We start from the raw sequence: 12,473 nt of genomic DNA on the forward strand, positions 1-12,473 counted from the left end.
AGCGCCCCCACGAGATGGCCGCCGAGCCCATCGCCTCCACTGCGGGCGGCTGCGGCTGCGGTGACGGCGCCCCCTCTGCGGGCAATGTCCACGCTGGCGGCGCCGGCGTCATTCACCGCCCGGGCGCGGACGAGCTGGTCATCCACTCGATCCCCCGCGTCGTGCGCCACGCGGTGCTCTTCGCCGCAGTCGATAACCTGCCCGTCGGCGAGAACATCCAGATCTGCGCACCCCACCAGCCCGAGCCGTTGTTCGCGCACCTGCAGGACTCCGAGCAGCACTACCGCGTGGAGACCCTCGAGGTCGGCCCCGTGGATTGGCGCTACCGCATCACGCGTCTCGCCTGAGGCTTGTTGACACGCCGAGGCCGTGGCCGACTCTCGCTTTCCTGCGGGGCTGGCCACGGCCTCGTCGTATCTGTGCCTGGTGATCGTCGGGCGTTGTGGACTTACTGCCGCGTGCCTCGTCGTATGTGCGCGAGGAACGCGGCGTTCCAATGCCTCGTGCATGTGTGTACGGAAGTGCTCGCACGGGGCCCTCTTCCCATGACTGATGGGGTGCTTGCCGACGTGCGGAGATGGGCGCCCGTTTCGGTGTCCATTCGCGTGCCTGGGAGCGCCCGACCCGGTACCGTTGGTGTATGAGCTTCTTTGACATGACTTCTGACGCCGACGTTGAGGACGACCTGGATCGCGTCGAGACCGACGTGGTCGTGGACTGCGACATTGAGGCCGCGTGGGCGCTCGTGTCGGAGCCGGGCTGGTGGGTCAACGACGGCCCGCTGGGTGACCACGAGGTGACGCTCGGGGATGACGGCATCTATCGCGTGAGCGACCCGGACGCCGGCGACTGGCTGATCGAAAAGGCTGACGAGGATCCGATGGACGTCGTCGCCTTCCGCTGGTACCCGCTGGCCGACGACGAGCTGCCCGACGAGTACGCGACCCGCATCGAGGTCTCCCTGTCCGAGGAGCGCGGCGGCGTCGCCATCCACGTGGAAGAGTCGGGTCTGGCGTCGGTCTCCGACGACGAGGCCGAGGCCCGCCAGGCGTACGACGACGCGATCGGCATGTGGGAGCAGGTCCTGCATGCCGCGAAGAACTACCTCGAGGGCCGCTGAGCGTCTGCGCTTCCGTGCCGGCATCCGTTGATGTCGGCGGTTGTCGTTGCGGTGTGTGTGCGTGGTCGCTGGGTATGTCGTGATTCCGGCGATCGTCCCCAAATTTCGCATGCAATTCCCCCGTGAGTGTTTCAACTTTTGAAGTCAGAACGTTGGAATCATGCGGTTTCTGGGGTGTTGTTGTGTGTGGCCGTCAGGGAATTGCATGCGGAATTGGTGAATGTGGGGACGGTGATGCGGCGTTGGCTGCGGGCCGCCGGACGCTTGCCACGGTCTAGCTTGTTGCCGATGGGGTGTTACACCCGATCGGGAAGAATCAACCCCTTCTGATCGGGTGGAATCTTCCCGATCAGGTTGAACCTTTGCGTACCCGGAGGAGTGAGCGGGGAGCGTTGCACTAGGTGGGGGAGCATTGCACTGGATAGTAGCTAGTGCGATGCCCTGCTAAGTAGTGCAATGCCTCCGGGTATCGGATGCTGGCCGCGCGGTTGGGCTTGTTGCTAAGTGGTGTTACACCATTTAGCTGGGTATTACACCAGTTCCCAGGTGGTGTAATGCTCCCTAACTGGTGTAATGCTCCCTAACCAGTGCAATGTCCTGCTAAGTGGTGCAATGCCTCCCGGTGCCGAATGGTGGGGACTGTATCGACATCTGCCGGGAGCGGGCATCAGCGCCCCGCAATTTCGCATGCAATTCCCCCGTGAGTGTTTCAACTTTTGAAGTCAGAACGTTGGAATCATGCGGTTTCTGGGGTGTTGTTGTGTGTGGTCGTCAGGGAATTGCATGCGGAATTGATGGGGCCCGGATGCCTTGCGTGCTTGGATGTTGCGTGCGGTGATGCCGGGCCTAAGCCGCGTGCCCGGTCTAGCGCCGCGCGTGTGCCCCGCCGCGCCTAGTCCACCGTGTGTACCGCGGCTACTCCGCATGCCCGGCCTCTTGCGCCGCCGCCTCGCGTGCAGCCGCCTCGCGGGCTGCCTTCTTGGCGCGGGCGTGAGCCTCGACCTCTTCGGGGGTCAGGGGGCCCTGCGTGGTGCCTTCGCTGCCGTCGGTGCGCTCCCACGAAATGGCGAGGCTGTCGCGCGCGCCGAAGCGCGCCAGGTGGATGCCGACGATGAATTCGAGGCGATCGGCGCGCTCGGGCTCTGTGCGCAGCTCGAGCCGCAGATCAGACGCCGACGCGACAACGTCGAAACGACCCAGGATCGGACCCTCGCGGTCGAACAGCAGGTATCCGCTGCCCGCCTCCTCGTCCCACGAGCCCGTGATCTTGTGTGCCATGTGGCTGACGAGCTGCTTGCCGTAGCGCGCGGCCCGTTCGGTGGGAACGGTGGCCACGGAAATCAGGGGGTACGAGGCCTCGGCCGTTGAGGGGATGGCGGTCTCGTCCGTCGAAGGCGCTGGATTCTGTGTCATAAGGCAAACCTAACTTGAATGCGTGGCCTCTGCCATGCGTAGCTCTGGATTCGGTCATGAGTGCACCCGTGCGGTAGCGTTGGATAGTCAAGCGCGTCACGCAAGCGCGCAAAGGCCGCGCAAAAACGCCCCCGGGACGGGAGCTGGCGGAAGGAACAACGATGACAGTTGAACATGTCGAACAGGGTGAGCCCCAGCAGGGTGGCGAAAAACTTCAGCGCACGCTGAAAAACCGCCACATCCAGCTGATCGCCATCGGTGGTGCGATCGGCACGGGCCTGTTCATGGGATCGGGTAAGACGATTTCCGTCGCGGGCCCCTCGATCCTGCTGGTCTACATGATCATCGGCGCGGTCCTCTTCCTGTTTATGCGTACCCTCGGTGAGCTGCTGCTCTCCGACCACAAGTACGCGACCTTCGCGGACATCGCCCGCGACCTCATCGGCCCGTGGGCCGGCTTCGTGACGGGGTGGACCTACTGGGCGTGCTGGGTGGTCACCGGCGTTGCCGACATGATCGCGATCACCGGCTACACGCACTTCTGGTGGCCAGACCTGCCCGCGTGGATCCCCATCGGTGCGACGACGCTGCTGCTCTTCGCCCTCAACGCCATGACGGTCAAGGCCTTCGGCGAGACGGAATTCTGGTTTGCGCTCATCAAGATCGTCGCGATCATAGCCCTGGTCATCGTGGGTTTCGGCATGGTAGCCATGGGTACCGTCGATACCGAGGGCACCGCGGCCGCGGTCTCAAACCTGTGGAGCCACGGCGGCTTCTTCCCGACCGGATTCACCGGCTTCCTCGGCGGCTTCCAGATCGCCCTCTTCGCCTTCATCGGCATCGAGATGGTCGGCACGACAGTCGCCGAGACCGACGACCCGGACAACACCCTGCCCAAGGCCGTCAACTCCATCCCCGTTCGCATCATGCTCTTCTACGTGGCGGCGCTCGCGGCCATCATGATGGTGACCCCCTGGGATCAGGTGAGCCCCGAAAAGTCCCCCTTCGTCACGATGTTCTCGCTGACCGGCCTGGGTGCCGCGGCCACGATCGTCAACCTGGTGGTCCTCTCCTCGGCCGCGTCGAGCGCGAACTCGGGTATCTACTCCACGTCACGCATGCTCTATGGCCTGGCCCGCCAGGAGCAGGCGCCCGGTGTCTTCGCTCGCCTCTCCAAGCACCACGTGCCCCTCAATGCCCTGTTCCTGTCCTGCGTGTGCCTGCTGTCGGGCATCGTCATCATGGGGATGGGCGGCTCGATCTCTGAGGCCTTCACGCTGGTGACCTCTGTGTCGGCCACCCTGTTCATGGGTGTGTGGGTCGTCATCGTCGTGTCCTACCTGGTGTACCTGCGCAAGCGCCCGCAGCTGCACGCGGACTCGCATTTCAAGGCCCCCGGCGGCGCGATCAGCGCCTGGATCGTCCTGGCGTTCATGGGCTGCATGGGTGTCATCCTGGCGATGTGGGATGACACTCGCCCCGGCCTCGTCTATTCCCTGATTTGGATCGCGTTCATCGTGGGCGCTGCCTTCGCGAACCGCCATTTCCTGCTGCGTCGCGCGTCGCGGGGCGTCCTCGGCGACGGCGGCACGGGCGAGGGGCCGCATACCGGCCCCCACCTGCACGAGTAGCGGAACCCATAGTTAGTGACTATGCTCACCAGCGTGCCACGGGAGCTCGAACCGAGCTGAGAGGGACCACCCCCGACCGTAGAACCTGATCCGGATCATACCGGCGTAGGAAGGCTCTTCCCTCGTGGCCGCCGTGCAACACGAAGGGAGTATTTTCGCATGGCATCCACTGCTCCGTCCCTCCGCTGGAGGGTCATTGACATCGTCACCGCCGCCGTCCTGGGCGTCGCGTGCGGCCTCATTTTCGTCGTCTGGAACCAGGTGGGCGGTGCTAGCTACGAGTTCCTCAAGACCATCGGCCCCGGCGTCGGTGGCCTGGTCACGGGCGTCTGGCTGCTGGGCGGCACGCTCGGCGGCTACGTCATCCGCAAGCCCGGCGCCGCGTTCTTCGTCGAGCTGATGGCCGCGACCGTCTCTATGGCCCTGGGCTCCCAGTGGGCTGTCGAGACCATCTACTCGGGTCTCGCGCAGGGCCTCGGTGCGGAGGTCGTCTTCGCCCTGGTCGCCTACCGCCGCTACAACGCGACGATCGTGTGTGCTGCGGGTGCCGTGTCCTTCGCGTTTGAGTGGGTTCTCGAGCTCTTCCTTGCCGGTCACCTCGCGAAGGGTGTGCTCTACAACGTGATCTACCTCGTGTGCGGCATGGCGTCGGGCATCGTTCTGGCCGGCCTGCTCGCGTGGGCGCTGACGAACGCGCTCGCGAAGACGGGTGCCCTGGACCGCTTCGCTTCCGGACGTGGAGCGCGTGAGCTTGTCTGATTTCCGATCCATGGACGAGGCCCACTCCGCCTCCTCCCGCCCCGCTTCTTCTCCCGGTGCCCCGGTTGCGCTGGGTGAGGGGGCGGGCGCGCGCGTGTGCGCGCGCGGCTGGGGATGGCGTCACGCCGGGCGCAAGAACGCCGCGCTGTCGGGTGTTGATCTCGATATCGCGCCGGGCGAGCGCGTGCTGGTGCTGGGCCCGTCTGGGTCGGGCAAGTCGACGCTCATGGGCGGTTTGGCCGGCCTGTTGGGCGGCGCCGAGGAGGGCGAGGCCACCGGCACGCTCACCGTCGACGGTGTCGCCCCGGCCGATGCCAGGGGCCGAGTGGGCCTGCTCATGCAGGACCCCGAGGCCCAGGTGGTCCTCGCCCGCGTGGGCGACGACGTGGCCTTCGGCATGGAAAACTTGGGGGTTGCGCGCGAGGAGATCTGGCCGCGCGTGGAGAACTCGCTCGAGGCAGTGGGCCTGAGCGTCCCCCTGGATCATTCGACGACGGAGCTGTCGGGCGGGCAGAAGCAGCGCCTGGCTCTGGCGTCGATTCTCGCGATGGGCCCGGGCCTGCTGCTCCTGGACGAGCCCACCGCGAACCTGGACCCGAGTGGCGTCGCCGAGGTGCGCGCCGCCGTCGAAAAGGTCGTCGAGCGCACGGGTGCGACCGTGGTCGTCGTCGAGCACCGCGTCGACGTGTGGGCCTCCCTCGTGGATCGCGTCATCGTGGTCGCAGACGGTGCGATTGCCGCCGATGGCCCCCTCGACGAGGTCCTCGCACAGCAGGGCGATGCCCTGCGTGAGCGCGGTATCTGGCTTCCCGGCGACGACGTTGCTGCCGAGGTCGGCCCCGCTCCCGAGGTCGCCCCGGCCTCGTCCGAAGCCGCCCCGATCGCCCGCGTCTCCGACCTGACGATCGGCTACGACGCGTCCGCCCCCGTGCGCAGCGGTATCGACCTGACGATCGAGCGTGGGGTCTCCACCTGCATCGTTGGCGCTAACGGCGCCGGAAAATCAACCTTTGCCCTGACGCTCGCGGGTCTCCTGCCGCCCCTGGAGGGCGCCGTCGAGGTCGAGACTTCCGACGGCACGGCCGGCGACCCCCACGAGTGGAGCAGCAAGCAGTTGCTCGGCCGCATGTCTATGGTCTTCCAGGAGCCCGAATACCAGTTCCTGGCCGCCACCGTCGCCGAGGAACTCGCAATCGGTCCGCGCGCCGCCGGCATGACCGACGAGGAGATCGCCCCCCTCGTCGACGAACATCTCGAGGCCTTGGGCCTGACTAAACTCGCGCGCGCCAACCCCATGACGCTGTCGGGTGGCGAGAAGCGTCGCCTGTCGGTGGCGACCGCGCTCATCAGCGCCCCTGAGCTGCTCATCCTCGACGAGCCGACCTTCGGCCAGGATCGCGGCACGTGGCTCGGCCTTGTGCGCCTCCTGCGCGCCGCCCTCGAGCGCGGCGTCACCCTGGTGTCGATCACGCACGACCCCGCGTTCGTGGCCGCGATGGGCCAGCGCGTCGTCGACCTCGGGCAGGTCGGGACGCGCGGCGCATCGCCCGCAGCCTCCACGGACGAGGCCAAGGCCGCCCCCACCGGGAACGCTCACGATCGCGGCCCGAAGCGCGGCGCCCGAGGCCTCCTCGCGCATACGAATCCCGTCGCCCGCGTGCTCGCCCTCCTGGTCGCAACGACCCCCCTGCTGATCACGATCGATCCGGTGAGCGCGGGCGTGGCACTCGCCCTCGAGCTCGCGCTCATGCCCCTGTCGGGCGTGTCGGCGCGCAGCTTCTTCATGAAGGCGACGCCGCTGCTCGTGGCCGCGCCGCTTGGCGCGCTGTCCATGCTGCTCTATGCCTCGCCGGGCGGAACCGTGTACTGGCAGTTCGGGCCGGCCGCGATCTCGGACCACTCCATATGGCTGGCGCTGGGCATCGGCCTGCGCATGTGCGCGATTGTCATGCCCGCCATCGCGCTGCTCGACCGCATCGACCCCACCGACATGGGCGACGGCCTCGCGCAGATCCTGCACCTGCCTGCCCGCCCGGTCCTCGCCGCGCTCGCGGGCGCGCGCATGACCTCGCTGATGGCGGCCGACTGGAAGGCCCTCGAGCGGGCGCGGCGCGCACGAGGCGTGGGCGACGCCTCGCGCATCCGTTCCTTCCTGCGAGGCTCCTTCTCGCTCCTCGTGTTTGCGCTGCGTCGCTCCGGCAAGCTGGCCACCACCATGGAGGCAAGGGGCTTCGGCGCGGAAGGCAAGAGAACGTGGGCGCGTGTCTCGCGCCTGTGCGCCGCCGACGCCGCCCTCATGGTTGTCGCCATCGCACTGCCCGCGATCGCGCTGGCTGCGAGTATCTGGGCGGGCACCTTCGCCCTGGTGGGCCGATGAGCGCCCTGACCTGGGAAGATGTGGGCGGGGGAGCGGGCCTGCGGGTCACCGTCCCCGTCACGATGGGCCCCGATGGGGCCGCCCGCGAGCTCGCCCCCCGCCTGAGTGCCCTGGCGGGGGAGCGGGCCTCGTCCTCGTTCGACGAGAAGAGCGCCAAGCCCGGCGTCCCGGTCGTCACCATCGACGGATACTCCGGATCCGGCAAGTCCACGCTGGCCGCCGCCCTCGCTCGGCTCGTGAACGGCTGGCAGGTGCTGCACCTTGACGACTGGTACCCCGGCTGGGACGGCCTCGCGGAGGGTGCTCACATCGCGCGTCGAATTGCCGCCGATCTGCGGGGAGGGCGTGCCTCCTCCTACGAGGCCTGGGATTGGGAGAATGGCGCAACCGGGGCGACGATCCGCGTCCCCCTCGTCCCGACGATCATCGAGGGCTGCGGTGCCATCGAGGCCGAGGCCGATCTCGTCATCTGGATCGCGGACCCCGGCGAGGACGAACGCCGAAACCGGGCGCTCGCGCGCGACGGGCAGACCTACGCGCCGCATTGGCAGCGATGGGCCGACCAGGATCTGGGGCGCTCGGTAGAATAGGCGCATGCTGCCGCCGCCTCCCGAACCCCCGCTGTGGGGGTGGCTCCTCTTCGGGGCCTTCGAGTTCGCGATCCGCGTCGTCGCGCTGGGTGTCGTGCCCAAGCACCGGCGCGCGTCCACGTCGACCGCGTGGCTGCTGCTGATCTTCCTGTGGCCGCTCCTGGGTGTGCCGCTCTACTTTATTTTTGGGTCCTGGTGGGCGATGGGCCGACGCCTCGACGACGATCCCGAGGCCAGTCAGCTGGTGGAGGACATCGTGGCCGGCTCGACCGCGCCCGAACCAGAGTCCTACGAGGTGCCCACGGGACCCGACGGCCTGCCTTTTGGCTCGGACGATGACACGGCCTCGATCATGCGCCTGGCAGGCAACCTGAGTGGATTTCCGGCCTCGGCGGGGCAGGTCGGTCGCCTCTACAACGACACGGCCGAGACCTTCCGGGCCATGGCGGCCAGCATCGATACGGCCACCCACCACGTGAACGCCCTGTACTACCAGACCTCGTGGGACGAGTACACGGCCCCCTTCTACGAGGCCCTCGAGCGCGCGGTCGCCCGTGGCGTCACCGTCCGCCTGCTCGTCGACCACCACGGCATGCGCACGATTCCCGGGCACAAGGACTTCCGGCGTCGCCTGAACGCCATGGGCATCGAGTGGCACGAGATGCTGCCCTTCGCGCCCCTGCGCGGGCAGATCCGTCGCCCCGACCTGCGCAACCACCGCAAGATCCTCGTCGTCGATGGGCGCGAGGCCTACATCGGTTCCCACAACCTCGTAGCCCCCGACTACGACACCCCCTCGTACGCCAAGGCCGGCATGCTCTACGACGACACGAGCGTGTCCGTCACGGGCCCCATCGTCGCGCAGATCCAGGCGGTCTTCGCCGTCGACTGGTACTACGCGTGCAAGGAGATCCTGACCCCCGCGGTCCTCACTCCGCCCGCCGCGGAGGTAGCGGCAGAACGCGAGGAGGAGCAGGCCTCGGCGATGCAGATCATCCCGTCCGGCCCCGCGTTCAAGGGCGAGCCGAACCTGCGGGCGTTCATCCACATGATCTCCTCGGCGCGCACGCACGTGTCGATCACGAGCCCCTACTTCATCCCCGACGAGGCCCTCATGACCGCGCTGACGAACGCCGCACTGTCGGGCGTCGAGGTCGAGCTCTTCGTCTCCGAGCAATTCGACCAGTTCCTGGTCGGCCACGCCCAGCGCTCCTACTACGGGCCGCTCCTGAAGGCGGGCGTGCGCATCCACCTCTATCGCAAGCCGCGGATGCTGCATTCCAAGTACATGGTCGTCGATGGGAGCCTGTGCATCATCGGCTCCTCCAACATGGACGTGCGCTCCTTCGGCCTGAACTACGAGATCGTCCTCGTCGCCGACAGCTCGCGCCTGGTCGAGATGCTGCACGGCAACGACGAGCGCACGCGCGAGGCCTCCCGCGAGCTCACCTACGAGGAGTGGCGCGGTCAGCCGTGGCATGTCCACTACGTCGACAACGTGTGCCGACTGGGGAGCTCGCTCCTGTGAGCGTCCCCAAGGACGAGGCCATGGGCGGACGCGCGGACACCTCTCTTTCGTGGCCGCAGTACGGGGATTGCAAGGCGATATCGAACAGGGTGTCCGATTCCCTCGAGGTCAACCCCTTCGTCGGGGAGGGCGGTGCCTACGACTCCGTGCGCCCCGCCTACCCGGACGAGGCCGTGGCCGCGTTGGTCGACGCTGCGCGGCGGGCGCGGGGCGTAGAAGCGTCGGGCCGGGATGACGCTCTGCGCGCCGCCGACATCGGCGCGGGCACCGGCAAGATGAGCGAGCTCCTGGCCCGCGGTGGTCTCCTCGTGGACGCGGTTGAGCCCTCCGAGGCGATGCGAGCTCAGGCCTCGCCGATCGAGGGGGTCACGTGGCACGATGGCGTCGCGGAAGAGACCGGGTTACCGAACGACGTGTATGACATCGTCGTGTTTGCGCAGTCCTGGCACTGGATGGATCCGGAGCGTGCGGGCCTCGAGGCAGCCCGAATCCTTGCACCCGGCGGCGCGCTCGCGATCGTCTGGAATCAGATGGCCGTGTCGATCCCGTGGGTGCATCGCCTGACGCGCATCATGCGTTCTGGCGACGTGCACCGCCCCGACAGGCCCCCCACGCCGGGCGGTGGCTTCGCCCCGATGACCCTCACGCAGGTCGCCTGGGAGGATCACATGACACCCGAGGAGATCCTCACCCTGGGGACGACCCGCTCCTCGTATATCCGTTCGTCGGAGGCGGTGCGGGCGCGCATGCAGGAGAACCTGCGCTGGTACCTCTACGAGCACCTCGGCTACGCGCCGGGGGAGACGGTGACGATCCCCTACGCGACCCTCGTGTGGCTCACCCACGGGTAAGGGCGGGGCCGCTGCGTCAGTCAGCGGAACGGAATCTCCTTCTTGGTCTTGTTATCGAACCATCGCCGGCGGCCGTCGGGCTCGACGACCAGTTGGATGTTGGAGCCGATCGGCAGGTCGTAGATGCCGATGCAGGCGGGCTCGAGATTGCAGATGTCGTTAAAGTCTGCCAGGAAGAGATTCTTCGAGTCGCGGATGTACTCGGCGGTGTCGCGGTCGGAGAGGACGCGCCATCCGGAATCATCCAACGCAATTGGTGTCTCGCGGATGAGCCACTTGATGTTGCCGGTCCGTTCGGCGATCTTGCGCGAGACGAAGGCGTACCCGGCGTCGCGAATGTAGGTGGTGTACATCAGTGCTCCTGTCGGTGGTTGTCACCTTGTGCGCGCAGGTAGGCGTCGATACGGTCTGCGAGGACTTGCCGGTCCTCGGAGGCGGTGCGGGCGCGGATGCAGGCGAACCTGCGCTGGTACCTCTACGAGCACCTCGGCTACGCGCCGGGGGAGCTGGTCACCATCCCGTACGCGACCCTCGTGTGGCTCACTCACCTGTGAGGGCGGGGCTGCTGTGTGAGTCAGCGGAAGGAAATCTCTTTTTCGGTCTTGTTGTCGAACCAGCGCCGGCGGCCGTCAGGTTCGACGACGAGTTGAATGTCGGAGCCGATCGGCAGGTCGTAGATGCCGATGCAGGCGGGCTCGATGTCGCACAGCTCGTTGAAGTCAACGACGGTCATGTTTTTTGGATCATCCAGGTACTCGGCGGTGTCGCGGTCGGATAGCACGCGCCAGCCGGAGTCCTGAGGGGCGAAGGGTTCCTCGCGGGTCAGCCACTTGATGTTGCCGGTTCGTTCGACAATTTTGCGCGAGACGATGGCGGCACCGGCGCCGCGAATGTAGGTGGGGCGCATTATTGCTCCTCTCGGTGAGTGTCATCCTGCGTGCGCAGGTAGTCGTCGATGCGGTCCGCGAGGACTTGCCGGTCCTCGAATGCGCGGACGAGTTCATTGAAGGGCTTTCCCCCGTCAACGACGGTTGTAAAGCCTGGGTCGGGGGACGCGAAGACGACGTCGTAGATGGGTGCCAGGTCCTCGTCGGAGTAGCGGTGGAGGGGGAGTAGGTACTGGAGGGGGAGGCGCTTGCGATTATCGAGGCAGTTGAAGGTCTCCCCGTGGTCGACCAGGACCTGTGCGATGGCGGCGTCGCGCGCGGGGTCGTGCTTGACGGCGCCCAGTAGGATGTGTAGGAGTGACGCCCCGTCACCGGACTTGTGGGCGAATGACGGATTGCGTTTGAGCAGGAAGTCGACGATCTTGTATCGCTCCTCCGGTTTGCTGTTCCCGAGAGCGTAACTGAACAGGGAGCGCCCCCGGTTCGCGCGCGCCTCGTCCCCCTCGGAGTAGAGGGCGACAAAGTCCTCAAATGTCTTCATATTCGCCGTGAGAAAGATGTTCATTTGTCGAGGCCTTCGTACTTGTGGCTGCGATTAGTGGTTGGATGCTCAACGCGATAATGCTCAGCTGTATTGTACCACTCTCTAAATTCGGCAGGGGTCATCTCCCCGTTGACGTACTCGAGCCACCTGTCGTGATATTTTTCGCCGGGTATGTGGCCCATATCCCATACTCCTCGGCGGGAGGTGCCGGGTGTCCATTCGATGACTCTGCCTGCAGGGTCCACAACTGTCCCGTCAGGCCTTACCTCTTCGTTCCAGACATCGAGAATTGTCTGTTCCTTGAGTGAAGGCCTATTCTTCGGATTTAAGTAAGGACGGGGGTCAGAAGGGTCAATGTGGGGAACCCCATTTTCGTCAACGTAGGTTCCCCAGTTGTGGTCAGGGTCACCAGAATGCGGGTTGCGCTTTTCCTCGCCAGTACCTTCCTCGGATTTGATTTCCTGTGATTCTTCCGGGTTTTTGTCGGAGACGGTATCGTTGTCAGACTCTCCGCCCCCATTGTCGTCATCGGACTTGCCGTCGGTGTCGTCCTTGTCGGACTTGCCGTCGGTGTTGTCCTTGTCGGACTTGGCGTCGGTGTTGTCCTTGTCGGACTTGGCGTCGGTGTTGTCCTTGTCGGACTTGGCGTCACCGTCCTTGTCGGACTTGTGTGTGTCGGCCTCGTCCTTGGGGGACTTGGAGTCGGCGTCGTCGGTCTTGGCGGAGTGCTTGTCGTCGGTGTCCTTGGGGTGCTCGTCGCCGTCGTGGTGTGC

General features: G+C 66.3%; 13 protein-coding genes, 1 pseudogene and 1 riboswitch. Of the genes and pseudogenes, 9 read left to right on the forward strand and 5 right to left on the reverse strand.

The window, feature by feature from the left end; genetic code table 11:
* Together HMPREF1137_RS01880 and HMPREF1137_RS01885 are read left to right on the forward strand one after the other, a co-directional pair.
* The coding region (locus tag HMPREF1137_RS01880; protein ID WP_007588216.1) for a DUF2249 domain-containing protein at positions 1-347 on the forward strand (347 nt) is incomplete at its 5' end.
* Positions 348-640: 293 nt separating this feature from the next.
* On the forward strand, positions 641-1,120 hold the full coding sequence (locus HMPREF1137_RS01885) for an SRPBCC family protein (RefSeq protein WP_034496344.1): 480 nt from the start codon (positions 641-643) through the stop codon (positions 1,118-1,120).
* A gap of 915 nt (positions 1,121-2,035) precedes the next feature.
* Here HMPREF1137_RS01885 and HMPREF1137_RS01890 read toward each other — a convergent pair.
* Positions 2,036-2,533 (reverse strand): DUF2218 domain-containing protein, encoded by a 498-nt coding sequence (locus HMPREF1137_RS01890; protein ID WP_007588237.1) that lies wholly within the window; start codon positions 2,531-2,533, stop codon positions 2,036-2,038.
* A gap of 161 nt (positions 2,534-2,694) precedes the next feature.
* Here HMPREF1137_RS01890 and HMPREF1137_RS01895 point away from each other — a divergent pair, with 161 nt between their 5' ends.
* The 6 genes from HMPREF1137_RS01895 (at position 2,695) to HMPREF1137_RS01920 (ending at position 10,269) form a co-directional block, all read left to right on the forward strand.
* Positions 2,695-4,164 (forward strand): amino acid permease, encoded by a 1,470-nt coding sequence (locus tag HMPREF1137_RS01895; protein ID WP_007588243.1) that lies wholly within the window; start codon positions 2,695-2,697, stop codon positions 4,162-4,164.
* A gap of 28 nt (positions 4,165-4,192) precedes the next feature.
* A riboswitch (TPP riboswitch) is annotated at positions 4,193-4,293 on the forward strand.
* Between the two features lie 30 nt (positions 4,294-4,323).
* Entirely contained in the window at positions 4,324-4,923 is a 600-nt protein-coding gene (locus HMPREF1137_RS01900) for an ECF transporter S component (protein ID WP_007588231.1), read from the forward strand.
* A gap of 10 nt (positions 4,924-4,933) precedes the next feature.
* Positions 4,934-7,300 (forward strand): ATP-binding cassette domain-containing protein, encoded by a 2,367-nt coding sequence (locus HMPREF1137_RS01905; RefSeq protein WP_034496347.1) that lies wholly within the window; start codon positions 4,934-4,936, stop codon positions 7,298-7,300.
* Entirely contained in the window at positions 7,297-7,890 is a 594-nt protein-coding gene (locus tag HMPREF1137_RS01910; protein ID WP_007588229.1) for a nucleoside/nucleotide kinase family protein, read from the forward strand. The genes HMPREF1137_RS01905 and HMPREF1137_RS01910 overlap by 4 nt, the downstream gene beginning before the upstream one ends.
* 4 nt (positions 7,891-7,894) lie before the next feature.
* Entirely contained in the window at positions 7,895-9,418 is a 1,524-nt protein-coding gene (locus tag HMPREF1137_RS01915; RefSeq protein ID WP_007588233.1) for a phospholipase D-like domain-containing protein, read from the forward strand.
* Positions 9,415-10,269, forward strand: coding sequence for a class I SAM-dependent methyltransferase (locus tag HMPREF1137_RS01920; RefSeq protein WP_007588220.1), 855 nt, complete (start codon positions 9,415-9,417; stop codon positions 10,267-10,269). The genes HMPREF1137_RS01915 and HMPREF1137_RS01920 overlap by 4 nt, the downstream gene beginning before the upstream one ends.
* Before the next feature lie 20 nt (positions 10,270-10,289).
* Here the strand turns inward: HMPREF1137_RS01920 and HMPREF1137_RS01925 are convergent, their stop codons facing one another.
* The gene (locus tag HMPREF1137_RS01925; protein WP_007588215.1) at positions 10,290-10,622 is read right to left on the reverse strand and encodes an immunity protein Imm33 domain-containing protein; all 333 of its coding nucleotides are present in this window, start codon (positions 10,620-10,622) and stop codon (positions 10,290-10,292) included.
* 69 nt (positions 10,623-10,691) lie between these two features.
* Here HMPREF1137_RS01925 and HMPREF1137_RS10225 point away from each other — a divergent pair.
* A pseudogene (locus HMPREF1137_RS10225) lies at positions 10,692-10,823 on the forward strand (class I SAM-dependent methyltransferase); the annotation flags it as partial.
* A 20-nt stretch (positions 10,824-10,843) separates the two neighbouring features.
* On the opposite strand, the gene HMPREF1137_RS01930 reads toward HMPREF1137_RS10225, so the two are convergent.
* The 3 genes from HMPREF1137_RS01930 to HMPREF1137_RS09735 all read right to left on the reverse strand — a co-directional run.
* A complete protein-coding gene (locus HMPREF1137_RS01930; RefSeq protein WP_007588217.1) occupies positions 10,844-11,176 on the reverse strand; it encodes a DUF2185 domain-containing protein in 333 nt (110 codons plus the stop codon).
* Positions 11,176-11,721, reverse strand: coding sequence for an ankyrin repeat domain-containing protein (locus HMPREF1137_RS01935; RefSeq protein ID WP_007588219.1), 546 nt, complete (start codon positions 11,719-11,721; stop codon positions 11,176-11,178). The genes HMPREF1137_RS01930 and HMPREF1137_RS01935 overlap by 1 nt, the downstream gene beginning before the upstream one ends.
* On the reverse strand, positions 11,718-12,473 hold a 756-nt coding region (locus tag HMPREF1137_RS09735; RefSeq protein WP_007588241.1), incomplete at its 5' end, for an HNH/ENDO VII family nuclease. The genes HMPREF1137_RS09735 and HMPREF1137_RS01935, both read right to left, overlap by 4 nt.

The organism is Actinomyces sp. ICM39 (genome assembly GCF_000282935.1).
GTDB lineage: Bacteria > Actinomycetota > Actinomycetes > Actinomycetales > Actinomycetaceae > Pauljensenia > Pauljensenia odontolytica_B.